The following is a 21,933-nucleotide window of genomic DNA, read 5'->3' as shown; positions in this document are numbered from 1 at the left end:
AGCTGTTTGGGGCCGCTCCGCGACCCAGCGGGGATAAATCCCCTCGCCACAAAAGTGCTCCGGATCACCTTTTGAGGGCTTATCCGGAGCACGCGGGTCATCAGAGCTTGGCCTTCACCGCCGCCAACGCCTCCTGGCCATCCACGGTCTTCACGCCATCCAGCCACTTATCCAACACCGTCGGGTTGGCCTTGATCCAGGCCTTGGCCGCCTCGGCATTGCTGAGCTTCTTGTTCGCTACGTCGGCCATGATGCTGTTTTCCATTTCCTGGGTGAAGCTCAGGTTGGTCAACAGTTTGCCCACGTTCGGGCAGGCCTGTGCATAACCCTTGCGGGTCAGGGTATAGACGCTGCCGGTATCGCCGAAGTACTTCTCGCCGCCCTTGAGGTAATGCATTTTCAGCTGCACGTTCATCGGGTGCGGGGTCCAGCCGAGGAAGGTCACGAACTTCTGTTTCTTCACCGCCCGGGACACTTCCGCCAGCATCGCCTGCTCGCTGGACTCCACCAGTTTCCAGTCGCCCATGCCGAAATCGTTGGTCTTGATGATTTCCTTCAGGGAGAGGTTCGCCGGCGCTCCGGAACCGATGCCGTAGATTTTCTTCTCGAACTTGTCGGCGAATTTATTCAGGTCGGCAAAGTTATGCACACCGGCATCCCAGACGTAGTCCGGGACAGCCAGGGTGAACTCGGTGCCTTCCAGGTTCTTGGCCAATTGGGTGACATCCCCGTTAGCCACGAATTTGTCATAGAACCCCTGCTGCGCCGGCATCCAGTTGCCCAGGAACACATCGACCTGGCCATCCTTGAGGCCGCCGAACGTGATCGGCACCGCGAGGGTGTCGACCTTGGGCTTGTAGCCCATGCCTTCCAACAGAAAACCGGTGATGGCATTGGTCGCCGCGATATCGCTCCAACCCGGGTCAGCCATCTTTACCGTCTCGCAGCTCTGCTCGGCCCACGCCGAGGCACTGCTCAACGCCAACAGCCCAGCGGCCAGTACTGTGGATAACTTTTGCATGTGCTTCCCCTTACGTTCGTTATTGGTTTTGGCAGGGTTGTGGATAACGGGCCTTGCGCTCCAGATCGTCGAGGTCGATGTGGTTGCGCATGTATTGCTGACTGGCATCCACCAGCGGCTGGTGATCCCAGCTCTTGAGTTTGCCCAGGGTCAGCGCCTGGGCGACGAAACGACGGCGACGCTGGCTGGCGAGCACCTGTCGATGAATGGTCGGAATGTCCCACTTGGCCCTGGCTTCGGCGAGAAACTCGGCGAACAGGGTCTGATGCTCCGGTGACTGGCTGAGGTCTTCCAGTTCCTTGGGGTCGTTACGGACATCGAACAGCAGGCACGGATCATCTTCGCTGTAGATGAATTTCCATTGGCCGCGGCGGATCATCATCAACGGGCTGATGGTGCCCTCGGCCATGTATTCGCCAAAGACCTCATCGTGCCCGCCCCGCCCTTGCAGATGCGGCACCAACGAGCGGCCGTCCAGCGGCAAACCGGGCTCCAGCGTGCCGCCGGCCAGTTCCACCAGGGTGGGCAGCAAGTCGGCGGTGGATACCGCCGCGCCGACCCGGCCGCTGGCGAATTGACCCGGAGCGCTGACCAGCAGCGGCACCCGCGCGGACATCTCGAACCAATGCATTTTGTACCAGAGCCCTTTTTCACCGAGCATGTCGCCATGATCGCCGGAGAACACGATGATCGTGTCCTCCATCAAGCCAGTGTCCTCAAGGGTCTGCAGCAGCTTGCCCACATTGCTGTCGATATAGCTGCACGCGCCGAAATAGGCGCGGCGGGCATCGCGAATCTTATCCACAGGCAGCGGCTTGTCCCACAGATCATAGACCTTCAACAGGCGCTGGGAGTGAGGGTCGAGCTCGGTCTGCGCCGGCGTTTGCGGCAGCGGGATGTCGTTGTCGTCATACAGATCCCAGAAAGCCTTGGGAATCGTGTACGGGTCGTGTGGGTGGGTCATCGACACGGTCAGGCAGAACGGCTGGTCACCGTCCTCGCGGATGTGGTCGAACAGGTACTGCTGCGCCTTGAACACCACTTCTTCATCGAAATCCAACTGGTTGGTACGCACACAAGGCCCGGCCTGCAGCACCGACGACATGTTGTGGTACCAGCTCGGCCGCACGTCCGGCTCATCCCAGTTCACGGCCCAACCGTAGTCGGCCGGATAAATGTCACTGGTCAGGCGCTCTTCATAGCCGTGCAGCTGATCCGGCCCACAGAAGTGCATCTTGCCGGACAGCGCCGTGCGGTAGCCGAGGCGCCGCAGGTAATGGGCGTACGTCGGGACGTCGGCCGGAAAATCCGCGGCGTTGTCATAGGCGCCGATCTTGCTGGGCAACTGGCCGCTCACCAGGGTAAAGCGCGACGGCGCGCACAGCGGGCTGTTGCAGTACGCGGCGTCGAACACCACGCCCTGGTCGGCCAGGCGCGACAGATTCGGCAGCTTGATCGGCGAAGGACCGTAGATCGGCAACATTGGCGCGGCCATCTGATCGGCCATGATGAAAAGAATATTCTTGCGCTTCATGTAATCGCGGCATTCCATAGTGAGCGGTTATGCGAAATTGCTGCGATTGAGCATGTTCCCCCGACCTATTGGGGTAAAGCCCATGCAGGATAATGACTAGGATAAGCACAGCTTATGTATGACGCCTTGGGTGACCTGTCCCTGGATCTGTTTCGAGTCTTCGAAGCAGCGGCCAGGCAACGAAGCTTTACGGCAGCGGCGATTGAGCTGGGCACCACGCAACCGGCCATCAGCCAGCAGATCAAACGCCTGGAGGAACAGCTGGGCACGCGGTTGTTCGATCGCATTTACCGCGGCATAGAACTGACCGAGGCCGGAACGACGCTGTTCGAACAGGTGCAGGCCGGTTTGCAGAACATCGACGCAGGATTGAGCGCGATCACCGCGCAACATCAGCATGAGGTGTTACAGGTCGCCACCGATTTCGCTTTCGCCGCCTACTGGCTGATGCCGCGCCTGCATCGTTTTCACGCCGCCAACCCGCAAGTGGACGTCAGCCTGGTGACCAGCGAGCGCAATCACAACATGTTGCGCACCGACATCGACGTTGCCGTACTGTTCGGCGACGGTCGCTTCAAACAGGGCGAAAGTCGCTGGCTGTTCAGCGAAGAAGTCTTTCCGGTGTGCAGCCCGTTGTTGCTCAAGGAACGTCCCCTGCCCTTGCCCGCCCAGGCCTTATCCGAGTTCCCGCTCCTGCACTTGCGCGGTGGCAACAGCAGTCACTGGTTCGACTGGAATGGCGTCTTCCGCGAGCTGGGCATCACCTCACCCCCGGCGCCAGGGCAACTGCGTTTCGACAACTACACCTTGCTGATCCAGGCGGCGATTGGCGGCCAGGGGGTTGCCATCGGCTGGCGTCACCTTGTGGATAACTTGTTGGCCCAGGGCCTGCTCTGTCGTCCAATCGCCGAAACGGTGCTGTCGCGCCTGGGGTATTACGTAGTCCTGCCCCAGCGTAAACGGCGTGGGGCACTGATCAGGCAGTTCGTGGATTGGCTGATGGAAGAACAGGCCAACAGTGGCGAGTCGCTCACGGGGTTGCCGTTGCCGTCCATCGCTGTTTGAGACTTGCGGGTGAAGGCACTTCCATAGCCAAAGAAAAACTACTGTGGCGAGGGGATTTATCCCCGCTGGGGCGCGAAGCGGCCCTGCTTTTTTGGGGCCGCTTCGCAGCCCAGCGGGGCGGTGCGACGTTTCGATAAATCCCCTCGCCACAATAGTGATTCTTGCCGCAATGTTGTGCGGTCGTCAGGTAGCGGCTACGAAGCTGACATGCTCCCCCACATGCAGGTTCAAGCGCAGCTCATCGGCAATGCCGACGGCCACCCGGTTGAGCCGCTCCAGGGATTCGGCCATACCCGGTTCCAGGCTGGTGCTGACCTGGGTGAAATGCTCGATGCTCAACCCGGCAACAGCATAAGGCGAGTTGACGAGGGTCCATTGCAATGTGCTGTTGCGCAGGGCATCGAGGATTTCCTCGGCGGCATGACGCTGCAAGTCGTCTTCGCCCTCTTCCTCGTCGAGTACGGCGAAATCCCCCACCAGAAACAGCCGGGGGATATTCACCGCCTGCATGCCGGCGATCAGCGCATCCACCGCCAGCACCTGCTCCACGGGGCCCGGAATCAGCGTGCGTTCCACGTGCTCGCTGTTCATGGGCAGCCCCGGCGCGTTCAGCAGACAGACCACCGCATCGGCACCGGCGACGCTTTGCTTGACCCGCTCGGGATCATAGAGATCTCCCGTCTTGGTCCGCAGGCCCGGACGCGGCGCCAGGGCCGTGAGATCATCGAGAACGGCAATGACTTCATGCTGGCGTCGCAGCATCTCAGCCATCAACGCACTGCCGAGGCTGCTCATGGCACCATAGAGCACCATTTTGATCACCGGGGTTTCGGCGTTTTTCATGGCTGTTTTTCCCTTTTTTACCGCGTATAAGGCTCTGACCAGCGGGAAACGGCGAGGGTTCGCAAGGAGTCACAATGCAACGGATCAAGGGTTACCACGCCCATGTTTACTTCGATGCCAGCACCATCGACCAGGCGCGGGCATTGTGTGAGGAAGCGTCGCGTCTGTTTCCACTGGAAATGGGCCGCGTCCACGAGCGCCCGGTCGGTCCCCATCCGGACTGGAGCTGCCAGCTCTCGTTCGATCCGCAGTACATCGGCGTAGTGCTGCCGTGGCTGGCGCTCTATCGCAAAGGGCTGGTGATCTTCCTTCACCCGAACACTGGCGATGAGCTGGCGGACCACACCGACCATGCGATCTGGATGGGGGCGGTGCGGCCGCTGGATCTTTCGGTGTTCTGAAATGTACTGAGGCAGGACGACCTGTGGGAACAAAGCTTGCTCGCGACAAGGGGCACTCGATATGCAGGACGACCGCGTCAGCTTCATCGCGGGCAAGCCTTGCTCCCACAGACCCCGACCAGCGGAAAAACCATCGCCTGCAGCGAAAGCTGGCTGAAAGCTTGCGCGATTAGGATCGCCTCACTACCGGCAAAGACCGGTGGCCAGAAACGGATTTCCACGACCGTTTGGCCTTTTTAACAACAACAATGGTGATTCTGATGTCCGCTGCTACCCGTCCCGCTGCAACCACTCCATCCGTCCGTTCCGTGCCTCACGTTCTGCGCTGACCTGTCCGGTTCGCCTTAACCTCGCCGCGCCACGCCTGGAGTATTTCCCATGCTGACTTTCCTTGGCTTCGCCATGGTCATCACGTTCATGTTCCTGATCATGACCAAGCGCCTGTCCGCGCTGATCGCCCTGATCATCATCCCGATCCTGTTCGCCCTGTTCGGCGGCTTTGCGCCGAAGATCGGCCCGATGATGCTCGAAGGCATCACCAAGCTCGCCCCAACCGGGGTGATGCTGATGTTCGCGATTCTCTACTTTGCCCTGATGATCGACTCCGGCCTGTTCGACCCGGCCGTGCGCAAGATCCTCAAGCTGGTCAAGGGTGACCCGCTGAAAGTTTCGGTCGGTACCGCCGTTCTGGCGCTCGTCGTTTCCCTCGATGGTGACGGCGCGACCACTTACATGATCTGCGTGGCCGCGATGCTGCCGCTCTACAGCCGCATCGGCATGAGCCCGCGGATCATGGCCGGCCTGATCATCCTCGCCGGTGGCGTGATGAACATGACCCCCTGGGGCGGCCCGACGGCCCGTGCGGCCAGTGCCTTGCATGTGGATCCGTCCGAGATCTTCGTGCCGATGATTCCGGCGATGGCGTTCGGTGTGCTGGCGATCCTGGCGATTGCCTACATGTACGGTAAACGCGAGCGGGCGCGCCTGGGTGAATTGCACCTGGCCCACGATGAAATCGACCACAGCGAAATCAGCGTGTCCCAGTTCCCCGACGCCCGCCGTCCAAAGCTGATCTGGTTCAACGGCGCCCTGACCCTGGCCCTGATGTGCACCCTGATCGCCGGCCTGTTGCCGCTGCCGGTGCTGTTCATGGTGGCCTTCAGTATCGCGATGATCGTCAACTACCCATGCCTGCAACAGCAGAAAGACCGTGTTGCGGCGCACGCCGGCAGCGTATTGGCGGTGGTCGGGTTGATTTTCGCGGCGGGTATCTTCACCGGCATCCTGTCCGGTACCGGCATGGTCGACGCCATGTCCAAGAGTCTGCTGGCGGTGATCCCGGACTTCCTCGGTCCGTACCTGGCGGTGATTACCGCGCTGGTGAGCATGCCGTTCACATTCTTCATGTCTAACGATGCATTTTATTACGGGGTGTTACCGGTTCTCGCCGAAGCCGCCAGCCATTACGGCATCACAGCAGTGGAAATGGCCCGTGCCTCCATCGTCGGCCAGCCCGTCCACCTGTTGAGCCCGCTGGTTCCGTCCACCTACCTGCTGGTGGCACTGGCCGGGATCGAGTTCGGCGATCACCAGCGTTTCACCCTGAAGTGGGCAGTGCTGGTCTGCCTGTGCATAATGGTCGCCGCCTTGCTGATGGGGATCTTTCCGCTGTTCAGCACTCTATAAAAGCAATACCCGCGGCGCCGCCGCTTCGGTGAATCCGAAGCGCGGCGCGGCCTAACACTCGTTCAAAGGAACTCACATGGAATGGCTGACCAACCCGGAAATCTGGGTTGCCTTCTTTACCCTGACCGCCCTGGAAATCGTCCTGGGCATCGATAACATCATCATGATCTCGATCCTGGTCAGCCGCATGCCCAAGCACATGCAGGCGCGCACCCGGATCTTCGGTCTGGCCCTGGCCATGATCACGCGGATCCTGTTGCTGCTGTCCATCACCTGGGTCATGCGCCTGACCGCCGATTTGTTCGAAGTGTTCGGCCAGGGCATCTCCGGTCGCGACCTGATCCTGTTCTTCGGTGGCCTGTTCCTGCTGTGGAAAAGCTCCCAGGAGATGTACCACGCGCTGGAAGGCGACGACGAAAGCGACGATCAACCGTCGGGCAAGGGTGGCAACTTCCTCTACACCATCATCCAGATCGCGATCATCGACATCGTGTTCTCCCTGGACTCGGTCATCACTGCCGTCGGCATGGTCTCCCATGTGCCGGTGATGGTGGCGGCGATCATCGTGGCCGTGCTGGTGATGATGCTGGCCTCGGGCACCATCAGCGAGTTCATCGACAAACATCCATCGCTGAAGATGCTGGCGCTGTCGTTCCTGCTGGTGGTCGGTACCGTGCTGATCGCCGAGTCGTTCGACGTCCATGTACCGAAAGGCTATGTCTACTTCGCCATGGCGTTCTCCCTGGCCGTGGAAGCGATCAACATCAAGATGCGCACCGCGATTGCACGCAAGCGCAAGCAGCAGGATCCGGTGAAACTGCGCAAGGACGTTCCGGGTCAGTAACTGAACGGAGCAATGAACGAAGGGGCTCTTTGGAGCCCCTTTTTCATGCCCGCAGGAAAGTGAGGACCTGTGGGAGCGAGCCTGCTCGCGATAGCGTCCTTTCAGTCACAACAGTATCGATCGATACACCGCTATCGCGAGCAGGCTCGCTCCCACAGGGCTTGCGGTGTTTTTCATGACAGTTTTGTTTCAATCAATTCTTTAGCTGTGCAATGCTGGCGTCCGAACCGTTCGCCAACTACAGCTTAAGTACAACGAAGAACGATGTGGCATCGTCAACTTGTCTCTTTGAGACGCTAACAGGGGGCCTCTCATGCTGACCCTGCTGAATCTACTCTCTGCCGTAGCCTTGCTGATCTGGGGCACGCATATCGTCCGTACCGGCATCCTGCGGGTCTATGGCTCCAACCTGCGCCACGTCATCGGCCAGAACATGTCCCGGCGCTGGCTGGCATTTGTCGCCGGTATCATGGTCACCGCCATGGTCCAGAGCAGCAACGCCACGGCCATGCTGGTCACCTCGTTCGTCGGCCAGGGGCTGATGGCGCTGACCCCTGCCCTGGCGACCATGCTCGGCGCCGATGTCGGCACGGCGTTGATGGCCCGGGTGCTGACCCTCGATCTGTCGTGGTTGTCGCCGTTGCTGATTTTCCTCGGGGTGATTTTTTTCCTGTCGCGCAAACAGACCCGCGTCGGGCAAATGGGCCGTGTCTCCATCGGCCTGGGGCTGATCATCCTCGCGCTGCAATTGATCGTCGAAGCCGCCGCGCCCATCACCCAGGCCCAAGGCGTGAAGGTGATCTTCGCCTCGCTGACCGGCGACATCCTGCTCGATGCGTTGGTGGGCGCGCTGTTCGCCATGATTTCCTATTCGAGCCTGGCCGCCGTGCTGCTGACGGCAACCCTGGCCGGCGCGGCGGTGATCAGCCTGCCGGTGGCCATCGGCCTGGTGATCGGCGCCAACATCGGCAGCGGCATCCTGGCGTTCCTCAGCACCAGCATGCAGAACGCCGCCGGACGCCAGGTGGCACTGGGGAGCCTGCTGTACAAGCTGATCGGATTGTTGCTGATCATCCCCGCGCTCGACCCGCTGGTGGGGTGGCTGGACAGCCTGGACTTCAGCCCCCAGGAAACCGTCATCGGCTTTCACCTGCTCTACAACTCCGTGCGCTGCCTGGTGCTGCTGCCCAGTGTCGCGCCGATGGCCAGGCTGTGCGCCTGGCTGCTGCCGGAGCGCGCGGAGACCAACGGCACCGCCAAGCCCCGGCACCTGGATCCTACGGCCCTCGTCACCCCGAGCCTGGCCCTGGCCAATGCGGCCCGGGAAACACTGCGCATCGGCGACCTGATCGAAAACATGCTCGAAGCCATGCTCGACGTGTTGCGCGGCCAGCAGACGGCGCTCACCCAGGAGGTGCGGCGCGTGAGCGATGACGTCGAGATACTGTGCAGCGCCATCAAGTTGTACATGGCCCAGATGCCCCGCGAAGACCTCAGTGAGCAGGACAGTCGTCGATGGGCGGAGATCATCGAGCTGGCGATCAACCTGAAGCTTGGCAGCGACCTCATCGAACGCATGCTCCGCAAGGTCCAGCAGCAGAAGACCTCGCAGCGCTTGTCCTTTTCCGAGGTGGGCCTGGAGGAGCTGGCGGGGCTGCACAGCCATTTGATCGCCAACCTGCGGCTGGGCTTGTCGGTGTTCCTCAGTGGCGATCGGGAAAGCGCCCGTCAATTGCTGCGCGAGAAACGGCGTTTTCGTGCCCAGGAAAGACGGATGGCCCATGCCCATGTCAGCCGCTTGCAGCGCAAGATCGTACAGAGCCTGGAGACCAGTTCCCTGCATCTGGAGCTGATTGCCGACATGCGGCGCCTCAATTCGCTGTTCTGCGGCAGCGCCTATGTGGTGCTGGAAACCGCCGAAATCGGCGCCCTGGCGGCGGATGAAATATCCGACATCACCCACTCGCCTTGAACATCTGGCGCATTGTTCAGTCAGTAGGGTTGGACTGTCAGTCGCCAGGAAGCCGTTTATGCGTGGTCTGTTATTCGCTCTTTTCTTGTTCGGTTCGCTGCCCGCGGTAGCCCTGGACCGGTTCCAGGTCGAAGGCTACTCGCTGCCCAACGGCATGCAGCTGCTGCTCAAGCCCGGCAGCGAACGCGGTCACGTCGCCATCCGGCTGGTGATCGGCGTGGGCCTGGACGACTTCAGCTGCGCCGACAAGGAACTGCCGCACCTGCTCGAGCATGCGCTGTTCAGCGGGATCGATGAAGGCGGCGAAGGCGCCTTGGAAGAACGGATGCAGGCGCTGGGCGGCGAGTGGAACGCCTTCACCAGCAATGCCGACACCACCTTTGTCATCGAGGCACCGGCAAGTAACCAGCGCAAGATCCTCGACCTGCTGCTGGCGGTGCTGACCCGCACCCGCATCGATGAAAAGGCCCTGGAGGCAGCGAAACGGGTGGTCGAACGCGAGGACGGCGGCCACTACACCCACCTGCAACGCTGGCTCGATCGCCAGGACCTGGGACACAAGGCCAGCAACCAGTTGGCGGTGGAACTGGGCTTACGTTGCGCGGAACGGGCCGAAGTCGAGCAACACACCCTCGCCCGCCTCGAACAGGTTCGCAAAGCCTGGTATGCGCCGAACAACATGACGCTGATCGTGGTCGGCGACCTTGATCGCTTGCTGCCGGCCTACCTGGAGCGCACCTACGGCAAACTCAAACCGGTCGAGCCCACCGCCCACGAAGCATTGCCACAGATCCGCTACAGCGCCGTGACCAAGCGCAACCTGATCCGCAGCCTGGTGGGCGATGGCGCCAAGCTGCACTGGTTGTTCCCCGAACCGGTACTGGAACAGCAACACGACGAGACCTTCGACCTGCTCAAGAACTATCTGGACTGGGCCCTCTATCGCCAGCTGCGCCTGGCCCGCGGCCTGTCTTATGGGCCGTGGGTGGAGCGGGAAGTGTTCGGCGGCGTCGGCTTCCTCAGCCTGAACGCGGACCTGGCCCGCGAAGACCTGCCGCAAGCCGAACAGGCCCTCGAAGAGTTGCGCATAACGCTGCTCAAGGACGGGCTGGACCCCGACAGCTTCATGCGCATCAAACGCGCAGCCATTGCCCACCAGACCTGGGCGGTTCAAGGTAACAGTGCACTGGCGGATTATTACTGGGGCGCCCTGGGCGACTACGAAGACGGTCGCTTCGCCAACCCGGCCGTGCGCTTGCAGGCGGTGAGCCTGGAACAGGCCAATCAGGCCCTGCGCGAACTGCTTAAGGACCCGGGCTACCTGCGCATCGAGAAGCCGCTGCTCAGTGACGATGAGCTGGTCTGGGGAGTAAGCGGCTTGGTGGGATTGTTGCTGTTGGGGTTGGTGGTGTGGCGGTTGCGTCGCAAAACCTGACCTGCTGGGTTCTTGTGGCGAGGGGATTTATCCCCGCTGGGTCGCGAAGCGGCCCCAAATCAGACAACTCGATCCGTCAGACACACCGAGGCGCCAGGTTTAAGGGCCGTAAATCCCCTCGCCACAAGAGCCGATGCGAGCCTCGCCATATAGGTGTCCGGACGATACTCTGTCAGGGATATTTCCTACGACTTACTGTGAAACCGCCTAATGCAGACCCTGACCCATTACATCCAGCGCATCCTTGAATTGATGAAGCGCTACCCAGGGGTCATTGCGCTCGGCGGCTTCATCTCCGGTGCCGGCAGTTTCGTACTGGTGGACCGCCAACAAGGCCTGGCGACCTTGATCGCCATCCTGATGCTGGTGAGCTGGCTCTGGCTGATGCTGGAAAACAGCGCGACCCGGCTGTTCACCAGGATTTTCAAGCGGGAAATACCGCAGCCGTTGCTGCGCTATGCCACGCAGATGATTCATCAGGAAAGCCTGTTCTTCGTTCTGCCGTTTTTCCTGATCACCACCACCTGGAACAGCAGCCAGCTGATTTTCACCGGGCTGCTGGGAGCCTCAGGGCTGATTTCGATCACCGATCCGCTGTATTACAAATGGCTGGCGCCCCGGCGCTGGGCGTTCCTGGCGTTGCACACGCTGACGCTGTTCGCCGCCCTGCTCACCGCGCTGCCGATCATCATGCACCTGACCACCGACCAGAGCTTCAAGCTGGCGCTGGGCATCGCCATGCTGTTGTCGTTTCCGAGCCTGGCCTCGATCTTTCCGATCCGCACCGTGCGCAACGCCCTGGCGATTCTGTGCATCACCCTCGGCATTGGTGCCGCCGGATGGGTGCTGCGCTCCTGGGTACCACCGGCCACGCTGTGGATGACCGAAGTGGCGATCAGCACCCAGCTGGAGGATCGCACACCCGGTGACAGCTTCAAGGAAGTCAGCGCCGCGCAGATCCGCGGCAACGGTTTGTATGCCTATACCGCCATCAATGCGCCGCGGGGGCTGGATGAGCGGATCTATCACGTCTGGCAGTTCAACGGCAGAGAAGTGGACCGCATCGCCCTGGACATTCATGGCGGACGCAAGGAAGGCTACCGCGCCTGGACCCACAAGCAGAACTTCCCGGACAAGCCGGCGGGCAAATGGCAGGTACGGGTACTGACGGAGAACGGGCAGATGATCGGGGTGCTGCGGTTCAGCGTAACTGAATGAGCAAGGCAAGCCCTGATACCAGTCAGTTAAGGATCAAACGGCGCAAAACCCGTGGGAGCAAAGCTTGCTCGCGATAGCAACAGACACGTCACATGGTTGCTGACTGACTTACCGCAATCGCGAGCAAGCTTCGCTCCCACACCAGGTTTGTGGCTTGGCAGACTGGCATTAAGGCAAGCCTGCCCCCACAGAAACTCGTTGTCAGCCAAAGAACCAGTAGCAGACCCCGATGGCCCCCAGCACGCCGGCCAGCTCCGCCAGCAACGCACAGCCCACCGCGTGCCGCGCCCGCTGGATGCCCACGGCGCCGAAGTACACCGCCAGTACATAGAACGTGGTCTCGGTGCTGCCCTGGATGGTTGCCGCCACCAGGGCCGGGAAGCTGTCCACGCCAGAGGTCTTCATGGTTTCGATCAGCATCGCCCGGGCGGCGCTGCCGGAGAACGGCTTGACCATTGCCGTCGGCAAGGCGTCGACGAAACGCGTGTCCCAGCCAGCCCATTCCACCAGATGCCGGATACCATCCAGACCGAAATCCAGCGCCCCCGAGGCCCGTAGCACGCCGACCGCACAGAGCATCGCCACCAAGTAAGGCAGCAGCCCCTTGGCCACGTCGAAGCCTTCCTTCGCGCCCTCGACGAACGCTTCGTACACCTTGACCTTGCGCAGGGCACCCACCGCCAGGAACAGGATGATCAGGCCGAACAGCGTCAGGTTGCCGAGGATCGATGACAACCCCGCCAGGGCCGTGGCCGAGAGCGTCGCCAACAACGCCATGAAGCCACCCAGCGCCAGCGCACCGGGAATCAGGTAAGCCAGCACCACCGGGTCCCACAGCCGCAGACGCTGCATGAAGGCCACCGACAGCAGCCCCACCAGGGTCGAACAACTGGTGGCGAGCAGGATCGGCAGGAACACCAGGGTCGGATCCGGCGCGCCTTGCTGGGCGCGGTACATGAAGATCGTCACCGGCAGCAGCGTCAGCGACGAGGCATTGAGCACCAGGAACAGGATCTGCGCATTGCTGGCAATGGTCGGGCTGGGGTTCAGGTCCTGCAGGGCGCGCATGGCTTTCAGGCCGATGGGGGTGGCGGCGTTGTCCAGGCCCAGGCCGTTGGCGGCGAAGTTGAGGGTGATCAGGCCAATAGCCGGATGGCCCGGCGGCACTTCCGGCATCAACCGCAGGAACAGCGGGCCGAGGGCCTTGGCCAGCCAGTCGACGATCCCGGCCTTCTCGGCGATCCGCAGGAACCCCAGCCACAGGGTCAGGGTGCCGAACAGCAGGACCATCACCTCCACCGACAGCTTGGCCATGGCGAAGATGCTTTCCACCATCGCCGCGAAGATGCCGGCGTTGCCACCCACCAGCCACTGCATCAGCGCCGAGACGGCCGCCACGATAAAGAAGCCAAGCCACAGGCCATTGAGCATCGGTTAAATCCCCCGGAAGATGCCGCGAATGATAGCGGGGCCGGCAGAAACGACAAACCCCGGATTTCTCCGGGGTTCAGACAGGGTACACAGAGCATTCCCTGTGGGAGCAAAGCTTGCTCGCGATCAGCGAAAGATCTGCTGGCTTAATGTGGCTGACAGACTGCTATCGCGAGCAAGCTTTGCTCCCACAGGTATTTTTGCTCTCACAAACATTTCAGTTCCAGGCGGATCAGCGGCTGGAAGGCTCACCGGCCGGCAGCGGCTCCTTGCTGCGCCAGTGCGGCAGGGAATTCCAGTAGCGCTGACCCTTGGCATCATCGTACATACCTTCCCAGCGAGCGATCACCAGCACCGCCAGGGCGTTGCCGATCACGTTCAGCGCGGTACGGGCCATGTCCATGACCCGGTCGACACCGGCGATGAAGGCCAGGCCTTCCAACGGGATACCGACGCTGCCCAGGGTCGCCAGCAATACCACGAAGGACACGCCCGGCACGCCGGCGATGCCCTTGGAAGTGACCATCAACGTCAGCACCAGCAGCAATTGCTGGCTGATGGACAGGTCGATGCCATACAGCTGGGCGATGAAAATCGCCGCGATGCTCTGGTACAGCGTCGAACCGTCGAGGTTGAACGAGTAACCGGTAGGCACCACGAAGCTGCAAATGGCTTTCGGCGCACCGTAGGCTTCCATCTTCTCAATCACGCGTGGCAACACGGTTTCGGAGCTGGCGGTGGAATAGGCCAGCACCAGTTCGTCCTTGAAGATGCGCATCAGCTTGATCACCGAGAAGCCGAACAGACGGGCGATCAGACCCAGGACCACGAAGGCGAAGAAAGCGATGGCGACGTAAACCAGGATCACCAGTTTCGCCAGCGGCAGCAGGGAAGCGAAGCCGAAGTTGGCCACGGTCACCGCAATCAACGCGAACACGCCGATCGGGGCGTACTGCATGATCATATGGGTGACTTTGAACATGCTTTCGGACACGCCCTGGAACATCTTCACCAGCGGCTCGCGCAGGTCCGCTTGCAGGCTGGAAAGACCCAGGCCGAACAGTACGGAGAAGAAAATGATCGGCAGCATCTCGCCGCGGGTCAGCGCCGCGAAGATGTTCGACGGGATCAGATTGAGAATGGTCTGGACAAAGGCATGCTCGTGCTGCACTTCGGCGGCCGTGGCCTGGTACTTGGAGATATCCACCGTGCCCAGAGTGCTCATGTCGATGCCGCTGCCCGGATGGAAGAAATTCGCCAACAGCAGACCGACGACAATGGCGATGGTGGTAACGATTTCAAAGTAGAGGATCGTCTTGAGGCCGATCCGCCCGAGTTTCTTCGCGTCACCGACCCCGGCAATGCCGACGATCAGCGAGGAAATCACGATAGGGATCACGATCATCTTGATCAGACGGATAAAGATATCGCCCGCCGGTTGCAGTACGTTGCTGATCCACCAGGCCTTCTCGGCACTGAAATGGTTGAGCAGCGCGCCCAGTGCAATACCGAGCACCAGACCGATGAGGATCTGCCAGGCGAGGCTTAATCTTGCCTTCTTCATATCGTTACCCTTACTTCGATTGGACTCGGACAGAAGCGCAAATCCGATCGCCCATGGCGATGCGAATCGTGCTCCCGCCCCCGTATAAGGTCACCCGAACGCGCGCTGGCGGCTTACTGGCGGGCGAAAAAAGGCGCAACTATTGCGATGCGAGGGGGGATCGTCTAATGCCGTAAACGCCTACCCTATGCCGAATCGGCATGAGATTTTCAAAACAAAACCCGCGTTCCAAATCGTTTGGATGCGGGATTTCATCAGGCAAAAATGCCGTGAACCGGCGGTTTCAGCGTAGCCTGGCTTGATGTCTTCTGCCGGGGAAACCGATGAAACGGGTAGCCGAAGGCAACGGCGTTGGCTGGAAAGCTCTCCGATATACGGTCAGACGTCAGGAAAAAGATCGAAGAGACGGGACAAAATGCCGCATTGAACCTGCGGTCATCAAATCCGAATAACCAACCGCTCTGGAATAGGCTTCTTGCTCAATAAGCTCTACGCAGGTTCGCCAAGCCGTTGCGGTTTCGCGAACCTGCGTCGCAGCTTTTTCCTGACCCGGCCCTTTCGCAGGCACCCCTTGTGCCCGTAGGTCACTCCGACCCTGAATGGTCAGAACGTCCCGGCCCCCTGGTCATGCATCGGCCCTCCTCGGGCTGTGCAGAGGGAAAAACAAGGTTGTCTTTCCCGTTATCCAGATTCAGTACCAGTTGGGATCTTTCTTGAGTTGTTCCATTAACAGTTCTTGCATACCTTCATCGGGATTGCCGAGGAAGCGGTAATTGGCATGACGGGTCGGCGACTTGTCGGCGGGCAACCCGGCGGGCACCTCGACCAGCAAGGCGTAGGCCTCATCCTTGTCAAAACTGAAAGCCACGAACAGGCGCTCGTTGCGGCACGTCGCATGGGTTTCGCACAGCGGGCCGACCAGATATTTGTCGCCATCTTCCTCGACAGCGTTCATCTGTTCCGAATCGCCGGTCAGATTCATGACCCATTCCGGCAGACGCTCTTCTTTCTTGACGACGTGCTGCCAGGTTTCACGGTATTGCGCGTCAGCCTGAAGCAATTGGTTGACCCGCATCTGACCGTCATTGGCAGCCATTGCCGTGGCGCAGCCGCCCAGTAGCAGGGCGGCGGCCAGTCCTTTCAGTGCAGCGTTCATGGTCAGCCTCGGCCGCGACGGCCAAAGAAGAAGGAGGCGATGAACATCACCAGGAACACGACAAAGAGAATCTTGGCGATGCCCGTGGCGGTGCCGGCGATACCACCGAAGCCCAGGACTGCAGCGATGATGGCAATGATCAGGAAGGTAATTGCCCAGCTCAACATGGTGATTCTCCTTACGCTTTTCTATTTAGTTAGGGACTGGTTGGAATGGTTCCGAGCGCGTCGGACGCACGGTCATTGCGTTAAAACACCCAGCGTTCCTGGCGGGGCATGTCGGTCACCGGCTGAGCCTGATCGACATCCATCATCCGCATGGAGGCGGACGCTTCCGCGACGCTGCTTACGGCACTGAAGTGGGTTTGGGTCGCGCGATGAATCGACACCGGCGCTGGCTCGGGCTGCTGGCTGTAATGCCAGAGGAGCAGTTGCTGACCTGCCACGAGGGTCACCAGCAATGCCAGGACAGCCCACAAGCCCTGCTGAATCTGCAGGGAAGTGATTGGTAATCGGGCGGCACGTTGCAAATTCATCCTGGAATTCCTCCCCACCCCGGGTGGTGATCTGGTTAGGCGCTCTAAACGCCATGATGACCTGACTATTGCAGGCGGCATGCCAGAAATTTTCAGAGAAAAATACCTTTATAATCAATCAGTTATATATAACCAATCAAACAGCGAAATCGCATCCTGCACGATGACCCTGAACGCGGTCGTGCGTATTGCACGAATGAAGAGGAGAAAGGCGGGCAGATTCTTTTTGAATTGCGATTGGAAAATGGCGGTCGGAATGCGCAGGCTGACCGCTCATCGCGAACGAGCTGAAAAAAATTTACTTAAATCAGCCCTTTAGATCTCTACAGCTCACTGCGGCGCTTTCTATAGGTAATATTCGCTCAAAATCGACCATGCAACTTGCCCGATTTTTCTGACACTAACCAACATCATTCATTAAAGGAGCGTAGGAAAAATGGAATCAGCCACTGAGCATCAAGGCCGCATTCTGCTGGTAGACGATGAGTCCGCCATCCTGCGTACGTTCCGCTATTGCCTGGAAGACGAAGGCTATACCGTTGCCACTGCCAACAGCGCCGCCCAGGCCGATGCCTTGTTGCAGCGCCAGGTATTCGACCTGTGCTTTCTCGACCTTCGCCTGGGGGAAGATAACGGCCTCGATGTGCTGGCCCAGATGCGCATCCAGGCGCCGTGGATGCGTGTGGTGATCGTCACCGCCCATTCGGCTGTCGACACTGCGGTGGACGCGATCCAGGCCGGTGCCGCCGACTACCTGGTCAAGCCATGCAGCCCCGATCAGTTGCGCCTGGCGACGGCCAAGCAACTGGAAGTCCGCCAGCTATCGGCAAGGCTGGAGGCGCTGGAAGGCGAGATTCGCAAACCCAAGGACGGCCTCGACTCCCACAGCCCGGCGATGAAGGTGGTGCTGGAGACAGCCCGCCAAGTAGCCAGCACCGATGCCAACATCCTGATTCTTGGCGAATCCGGCACCGGTAAAGGAGAACTCGCGCGGGCGATCCATGGCTGGAGCAAACGTGCGAAGAAATCCTGTGTCACCATCAATTGTCCGTCCCTGACGACCGAACTGATGGAAAGCGAGTTGTTCGGTCACAGTCGTGGCGCGTTCACCGGTGCCAGCGAGAGCACGCTGGGACGGGTCAACCAGGCGGACGGCGGAACGCTTTTTCTCGACGAGATCGGCGATTTTCCCCTGACGTTACAGCCGAAGTTGTTGCGTTTCATCCAGGACAAGGAATACGAACGGGTCGGCGATCCGGTCACCCGCCGGGCCGATGTGCGAATCCTCGCAGCGACCAACCTGAACCTCGAAGACATGGTCCGCGACGGGCGTTTTCGGGAAGACCTGCTGTACCGCTTGAACGTCATTACCCTGCACTTGCCACCGCTGCGCGAGCGCGCCGAGGACATCCTGACCCTGGCGGACCGTTTCCTGGCCCGCTTCGTCAAGGAGTATGCACGTCCGGCCCGGGGATTCAGCGACGAAGCCCGTGAAGCGCTGCTAGGCTATCGTTGGCCGGGTAACATCCGGGAACTGCGCAACGTAGTGGAGCGCGCCAGCATCATTTGTCCCCAGGAAAAGGTCGAGATCAGTCATCTGGGCATGGCCGAGCAACCGGTCAACAACGCACCGCGCATCGGCGCCGCGCTGAGCCTCGACGAACTGGAGAAGGCCCATATCGGCGCCGTACTGGCGACGGCCGATACGCTGGACCAGGCGGCCAAGACCCTGGGCATCGATGCCTCCACGCTGTATCGCAAACGCAAGCAATACAACCTGTGAGCGGCACCTTATGAAACTGGCGATGAAGCTGCGCACTCGACTGTTTCTCAGTATCTCGGCCCTGATAACAGTGGCTTTGCTGGGGTTGCTGCTTGGCTTGGTCAGCGTGATGCAAATGGCCAATACCCAGGAACAATCGGTGCGCGACAACTTCATCCTCCTGGACCTGGGTCTCAAGCTGCGCCAGACCCTGGGCGACCAGTTGATGATCATGCTCGATGACAAGCCCGACTTGGCCGCGCTGGAAGATTCCAAGCGGCAATATTTTGGTCTGCTGGAGGAGGGCATCGCCCACGAACAGGGCCAGGAGAAGCCGACGACCAACTTCACCCAGGCCAAGGCCGACTACCTTGGATTTCTTGAGGCTTTTGCCGCCTCTCGCCAGCAGCCGCCCCAACTCACGGGCATCCAGGACCTCACCGAGAAATTCAATGTATTGCGTAACGGGCTGATCGAAGGCTATCGGCACGCCTTGAACAACATCAGCGACACCCAGACCCGCTCCCGTGACCGGGCGTTGCTGATCTCCGGCCTGCTGGGCCTGGTGGGGGTGGCGGTGCTGGTCATCGGTTTCATCACGGCCCATGGCATCGCCCGGCGTTTCGGCACACCCATCGAGGCGCTGGTTTCGGCTGCGGACGACATCGGCCAGGGCAATTTCGAAGTGACGTTGCCGGTCTCCTCTTCCCCTGAACTGAACTTGCTGACACGTCGTTTCGGAATCATGGCCCAGGCCCTGCGTGAGCATCAGGCCACCAATGTCGATGAGTTGCTGGCCGGCCAGCAGCGCCTGCAAGCGGTACTCGACAGCATCGACGATGGCTTGCTGATGATCGACCGCCAGGGCCGGTTGGAGCACCTCAACCCGGTGGCTCAACGACAGCTGGGCTGGGACGAGGAACGCCTGGGCCAGGGCTTGGGCGAGGCGCTCGGACGCCTTGATCTGGATGAAGAATTGCACCTGGTGCTGCGCGGCGGAACGTTGGAGCGGGCACCGGACGATCTGAGCATTGAGGTGGATGGCGAATCCCGGTTGCTGACCTACAGCCTTACGCCTGTCAGCCATACCCAAGGGCATATCCTCGGGGCGGTGATGGTGCTGCACGACGTCACCGAACAGCGCGCCTTCGAACGGGTACGCAGTGAGTTCGTGCTGCGGGCTTCCCACGAGTTGCGCACACCGGTGACCGGCATGCATATGGCGTTCGGCCTGTTGCGCGAACGTGTCCATTTTCCTGAAGAATCCCGCGAAGCGGATCTGCTCGACACCGTCAATGAAGAAATGCAGCGATTGATGCAGCTCATCAATGACCTGCTGAATTTCTCGCGCTACCAGAACGGCTTGCAAAAGCTGAATCTGGCCCCTTGCTCCATCGAAGACTTGCTGGAAGCGGCCCGCCTGCGATTCGCCGCCCAGGCCCAAGCCAAGGGCATCGAGTTGCTCGTGGCGATCCAGGGTCCGCTGCCACGCCTGCACGCCGATGCGGCGCAGTTGGAGCGGGTATTGGATAACCTGATCGACAATGCCATGCGCCACACCGGCGACAACGGTCAGATCCGCCTGCAAGGCCGGCGCCACGGTGAACGGGTGATCATCAGCGTCGAAGACAACGGCGAAGGTATCGCCTATGGCCAACAGGGGCGGATCTTCGAACCGTTCGTCCAGGTCGGACGCAAGAAAGGTGGCGCAGGCCTCGGGCTGGCCCTGTGCAAGGAGATCGTTCAACTCCATGGAGGGCGCATGGGTGTCTACTCAAGGCCGGGGCAGGGCACCCAGTTCTACATGGCGCTGACGGTTTGAGGCGGTACTGTCTAAGCCTCGTCATCCAGGCGCCGCCCGAGCCGTCGTCGCCCGCGGGTAATCAGTTCGATGAATTGCACGGCACTGAGGGCATGGGCAAACAGCCAACCCTGGCCAAACGTTACGCCTTCGCTACGCAGATATGATGCCTGGGCCTCGTGCTCGATACCTTCGGCAATCACCTTGAGCTCCAACGCATGGGCCATGCGAATGATGTGCGGCGCTACGCCACTGCTGGCGGCGTCATGGCCGAGGGCATCGATAAACGCCTTGTCGATTTTAAGGCAGTCCACCGGCAGGGTCTGCAGGTAAGCCAGGCTGCAATAACCGGTGCCAAAATCGTCGATCAATACCTGATGGCCCACATCGCGTAACGATTGCAGGTTATCCCTGGCAACCAATACATCGATCAGCCCTCGCTCCGTCACTTCAAAGGCAATCTGCCGCGCCGACACCCGATACCGTGCCAGCAGACGAGCGATCACTTCGCCGATGCGCGGTACCATCACGTCGCATGCCGCCAGGTTCACCGAAATATAAAGCTGCGGATTGGCCCGCAACAGCTGGCCCAACTGATCAAACAGCCGCTGCAAGACGAAGTCGGTGATCTGGCGGATCTGTCCGGTATCTTCTGCCATAGGAATGAACAGCTCCGGGCTGGTCAAGCTGCCGTCCGGTCGCCGCCAGCGCAACAAGGCTTCAGCACCGACACAGTGGCGGCTGCTCAGGTCGAAAATCGGCTGATACAGCACCTGGAACTCGCCCCGCCGGATGGCCCCATGCAGCTCGACATCCATGGATTGACGCTGACGCGCCAGGAGAAACACCAGGAAACCGATCCCCAAGCCCAATATCAGGCTGGTGGGCAGCATCCACCAGGCGTTGGCCGGAATATGAAAGCCGTTGCGCTGGGCAATCAGCACCAGTTGATATTCCGGACTGTCGGTCTGCATGCGATAGATCAGCCGGTTCGCTGTCACCTGCAGGGCATTGCGGTTCTTCGGCGGCCAAGGCTCGTTGGGCGGCCAATATTGATCGGTACCCAGCACGGGAACGGCTCGCTCACCATGGTCCAGGACCACCAACAGGCTGCTGCCGGGTGGCAGGTCCACCACGTCGGTCAGATGCCCCCTGGAGGTGGCGACCCGAAAGTTACCGCGCCCCAACATCAACGCAGCGCGGTTTTCGTCGGGCTCGGTGGTGGTGTTCAGCCAATAACTGTAGGTCGGCCCCCGCAAGTCGGGTGCACGGGCAAGGGACAATCCGCTCTGCCGTGGACGGCTGGAGCAGGTACCGCGACTGTCGATATACACCGCCTCGTAGACGAAGCGGTAGTTGAAGCTGACCTGCTGCAAGGTCGCGATCATTTCCTCGTCGCATCCGCGCAGCGGTTGGTTCTGCAGATCATCGAGGCTTTCGCGCAACTGCCCGAAAAGCTGTTCCAGCCTCTGCAGGAACCGTTCACCCTGGGCGTTCATCTGTTCGCTTTCGCGCTGCTGGGTCTGTTGCATGACAACGAACAGGCTTCCCGCCAGCAGGAGCAACGTACTCAGGGCAGCCGCGACCATCGCCAGGAAAAGCGGGCGATGGAGCCAGCTGTGCAGGGTTTCTCGGGCATCTTTCATCAATTGGTAAATCCGAAAG

Annotated in this window: 18 protein-coding genes; 9 read left to right on the top strand and 9 right to left on the bottom strand. The window is 60.5% G+C overall.

Translation table 11 applies throughout. From position 1 onward, the window contains the following. Positions 1-100: 100 nt before the first annotated feature. Positions 101-1,021, bottom strand: coding sequence for a choline ABC transporter substrate-binding protein (gene choX, locus N005_RS27330; protein WP_047698865.1), 921 nt, complete (start codon positions 1,019-1,021; stop codon positions 101-103). A gap of 19 nt (positions 1,022-1,040) precedes the next feature. After that, entirely contained in the window at positions 1,041-2,555 is a 1,515-nt protein-coding gene (gene betC / locus N005_RS27325) for a choline-sulfatase (protein WP_047698863.1), read from the bottom strand. A gap of 114 nt (positions 2,556-2,669) precedes the next feature. Between betC and N005_RS27320 the strand changes: the two genes are divergently transcribed. Continuing rightward, entirely contained in the window at positions 2,670-3,620 is a 951-nt protein-coding gene (locus tag N005_RS27320; RefSeq protein ID WP_047698861.1) for a choline sulfate utilization transcriptional regulator, read from the top strand. 183 nt (positions 3,621-3,803) lie between these two features. Here N005_RS27320 and N005_RS27315 read toward each other — a convergent pair whose 3' ends face one another. Next, a complete protein-coding gene (locus N005_RS27315; protein WP_047703996.1) occupies positions 3,804-4,463 on the bottom strand; it encodes an NAD(P)-dependent oxidoreductase in 660 nt (219 codons plus the stop codon). Between the two features lie 74 nt (positions 4,464-4,537). On the opposite strand from N005_RS27315, the gene N005_RS27310 reads away from it, so the two are divergent. The 6 genes from N005_RS27310 to N005_RS27285 all read left to right on the top strand — a co-directional run bounded on the left by N005_RS27310 (position 4,538) and on the right by N005_RS27285 (position 12,019). Further along, the gene (locus N005_RS27310; RefSeq protein ID WP_047703995.1) at positions 4,538-4,864 is read left to right on the top strand and encodes a DOPA 4,5-dioxygenase family protein; all 327 of its coding nucleotides are present in this window, start codon (positions 4,538-4,540) and stop codon (positions 4,862-4,864) included. 378 nt (positions 4,865-5,242) lie between these two features. Further along, a complete protein-coding gene (locus N005_RS27305) occupies positions 5,243-6,550 on the top strand; it encodes a CitMHS family transporter (protein WP_047703994.1) in 1,308 nt (435 codons plus the stop codon). Between the two features lie 76 nt (positions 6,551-6,626). After that, positions 6,627-7,394: a TerC family protein gene (locus tag N005_RS27300; RefSeq protein ID WP_024778426.1), complete on the top strand. Its 768-nt coding sequence runs from the start codon at positions 6,627-6,629 to the stop codon at positions 7,392-7,394. Positions 7,395-7,707: 313 nt separating this feature from the next. Then, positions 7,708-9,366, top strand: a complete 1,659-nt coding sequence (locus N005_RS27295; RefSeq protein ID WP_047703993.1) for a Na/Pi cotransporter family protein — start codon at positions 7,708-7,710, stop codon at positions 9,364-9,366. 58 nt (positions 9,367-9,424) lie between these two features. After that, the gene (locus tag N005_RS27290) at positions 9,425-10,801 is read left to right on the top strand and encodes a M16 family metallopeptidase (protein ID WP_047703992.1); all 1,377 of its coding nucleotides are present in this window, start codon (positions 9,425-9,427) and stop codon (positions 10,799-10,801) included. Positions 10,802-11,011: 210 nt separating this feature from the next. Further along, positions 11,012-12,019, top strand: a complete 1,008-nt coding sequence (locus N005_RS27285) for a DUF5924 family protein (protein ID WP_047703991.1) — start codon at positions 11,012-11,014, stop codon at positions 12,017-12,019. A 201-nt stretch (positions 12,020-12,220) separates the two neighbouring features. On the opposite strand, the gene N005_RS27280 is transcribed toward N005_RS27285, so the two are convergent. The 5 genes from N005_RS27280 to N005_RS27260 all read right to left on the bottom strand — a co-directional run bounded on the left by N005_RS27280 (position 12,221) and on the right by N005_RS27260 (position 16,705). After that, the gene (locus tag N005_RS27280; protein WP_047703990.1) at positions 12,221-13,450 is read right to left on the bottom strand and encodes a nucleoside recognition domain-containing protein; all 1,230 of its coding nucleotides are present in this window, start codon (positions 13,448-13,450) and stop codon (positions 12,221-12,223) included. A 232-nt stretch (positions 13,451-13,682) separates the two neighbouring features. After that, positions 13,683-15,014, bottom strand: coding sequence for a glutamate/aspartate:proton symporter GltP (gene gltP / locus N005_RS27275; RefSeq protein ID WP_047703989.1), 1,332 nt, complete (start codon positions 15,012-15,014; stop codon positions 13,683-13,685). Between the two features lie 691 nt (positions 15,015-15,705). Continuing rightward, the gene (locus tag N005_RS27270) at positions 15,706-16,170 is read right to left on the bottom strand and encodes an inhibitor of vertebrate lysozyme family protein (RefSeq protein ID WP_047703988.1); all 465 of its coding nucleotides are present in this window, start codon (positions 16,168-16,170) and stop codon (positions 15,706-15,708) included. Between the two features lie 2 nt (positions 16,171-16,172). After that, positions 16,173-16,337 (bottom strand): DUF1328 domain-containing protein, encoded by a 165-nt coding sequence (locus N005_RS28570; RefSeq protein ID WP_003177151.1) that lies wholly within the window; start codon positions 16,335-16,337, stop codon positions 16,173-16,175. Between the two features lie 80 nt (positions 16,338-16,417). Then, complete coding sequence (locus N005_RS27260) at positions 16,418-16,705, bottom strand: hypothetical protein (RefSeq protein ID WP_047703987.1); 288 nt, start codon at positions 16,703-16,705, stop codon at positions 16,418-16,420. Between the two features lie 436 nt (positions 16,706-17,141). On the opposite strand from N005_RS27260, the gene algB reads away from it, so the two are divergent. Both algB and N005_RS27250 read left to right on the top strand, forming a co-directional pair. After that, positions 17,142-18,488 carry a sigma-54-dependent response regulator transcription factor AlgB gene (gene algB, locus N005_RS27255; protein ID WP_047703986.1) on the top strand — a complete coding sequence of 449 codons (1,347 nt, stop codon included), beginning with the start codon at positions 17,142-17,144 and terminating at the stop codon, positions 18,486-18,488. A gap of 10 nt (positions 18,489-18,498) precedes the next feature. Continuing rightward, positions 18,499-20,289 carry a KinB sensor domain-containing domain gene (locus N005_RS27250; RefSeq protein ID WP_047703985.1) on the top strand — a complete coding sequence of 597 codons (1,791 nt, stop codon included), beginning with the start codon at positions 18,499-18,501 and terminating at the stop codon, positions 20,287-20,289. Positions 20,290-20,300: 11 nt separating this feature from the next. Here the strand turns inward: N005_RS27250 and N005_RS27245 are convergent, their stop codons facing one another. Next, on the bottom strand, positions 20,301-21,914 hold the full coding sequence (locus N005_RS27245) for an EAL domain-containing protein (protein ID WP_047703984.1): 1,614 nt from the start codon (positions 21,912-21,914) through the stop codon (positions 20,301-20,303). Positions 21,915-21,933 lie beyond the last annotated feature (19 nt).

This window comes from Pseudomonas mediterranea CFBP 5447 (assembly GCF_000774145.1).
GTDB classification, from domain to species: Bacteria; Pseudomonadota; Gammaproteobacteria; order Pseudomonadales; family Pseudomonadaceae; genus Aquipseudomonas; species Aquipseudomonas mediterranea.
The sequence above is the reverse complement of the archived record's forward strand: the minus strand, read 5'-3'. Positions and strand labels throughout refer to the sequence as shown.

Bases quoted from the DNA above. Each gene is read 5' to 3' on its own strand.
- choX (WP_047698865.1), bottom strand. From the start codon at position 1,021: ATGCAAAAGTTATCCACAGTACTGGCCGCTGGGCTGTTGGCGTTGAGC.
- betC (WP_047698863.1), bottom strand. From the start codon at position 2,555: ATGAAGCGCAAGAATATTCTTTTCATCATGGCCGATCAGATGGCCGCG.
- N005_RS27320 (WP_047698861.1), top strand. From the start codon at position 2,670: ATGTATGACGCCTTGGGTGACCTGTCCCTGGATCTGTTTCGAGTCTTC.
- N005_RS27315 (WP_047703996.1), bottom strand. From the start codon at position 4,463: ATGAAAAACGCCGAAACCCCGGTGATCAAAATGGTGCTCTATGGTGCC.
- N005_RS27310 (WP_047703995.1), top strand. From the start codon at position 4,538: ATGCAACGGATCAAGGGTTACCACGCCCATGTTTACTTCGATGCCAGC.
- N005_RS27305 (WP_047703994.1), top strand. From the start codon at position 5,243: ATGCTGACTTTCCTTGGCTTCGCCATGGTCATCACGTTCATGTTCCTG.
- N005_RS27300 (WP_024778426.1), top strand. From the start codon at position 6,627: ATGGAATGGCTGACCAACCCGGAAATCTGGGTTGCCTTCTTTACCCTG.
- N005_RS27295 (WP_047703993.1), top strand. From the start codon at position 7,708: ATGCTGACCCTGCTGAATCTACTCTCTGCCGTAGCCTTGCTGATCTGG.
- N005_RS27290 (WP_047703992.1), top strand. From the start codon at position 9,425: ATGCGTGGTCTGTTATTCGCTCTTTTCTTGTTCGGTTCGCTGCCCGCG.
- N005_RS27285 (WP_047703991.1), top strand. From the start codon at position 11,012: ATGCAGACCCTGACCCATTACATCCAGCGCATCCTTGAATTGATGAAG.
- N005_RS27280 (WP_047703990.1), bottom strand. From the start codon at position 13,450: ATGCTCAATGGCCTGTGGCTTGGCTTCTTTATCGTGGCGGCCGTCTCG.
- gltP (WP_047703989.1), bottom strand. From the start codon at position 15,014: ATGAAGAAGGCAAGATTAAGCCTCGCCTGGCAGATCCTCATCGGTCTG.
- N005_RS27270 (WP_047703988.1), bottom strand. From the start codon at position 16,170: ATGAACGCTGCACTGAAAGGACTGGCCGCCGCCCTGCTACTGGGCGGC.
- N005_RS28570 (WP_003177151.1), bottom strand. From the start codon at position 16,337: ATGTTGAGCTGGGCAATTACCTTCCTGATCATTGCCATCATCGCTGCA.
- N005_RS27260 (WP_047703987.1), bottom strand. From the start codon at position 16,705: ATGAATTTGCAACGTGCCGCCCGATTACCAATCACTTCCCTGCAGATT.
- algB (WP_047703986.1), top strand. From the start codon at position 17,142: ATGGAATCAGCCACTGAGCATCAAGGCCGCATTCTGCTGGTAGACGAT.
- N005_RS27250 (WP_047703985.1), top strand. From the start codon at position 18,499: ATGAAACTGGCGATGAAGCTGCGCACTCGACTGTTTCTCAGTATCTCG.
- N005_RS27245 (WP_047703984.1), bottom strand. From the start codon at position 21,914: ATGAAAGATGCCCGAGAAACCCTGCACAGCTGGCTCCATCGCCCGCTT.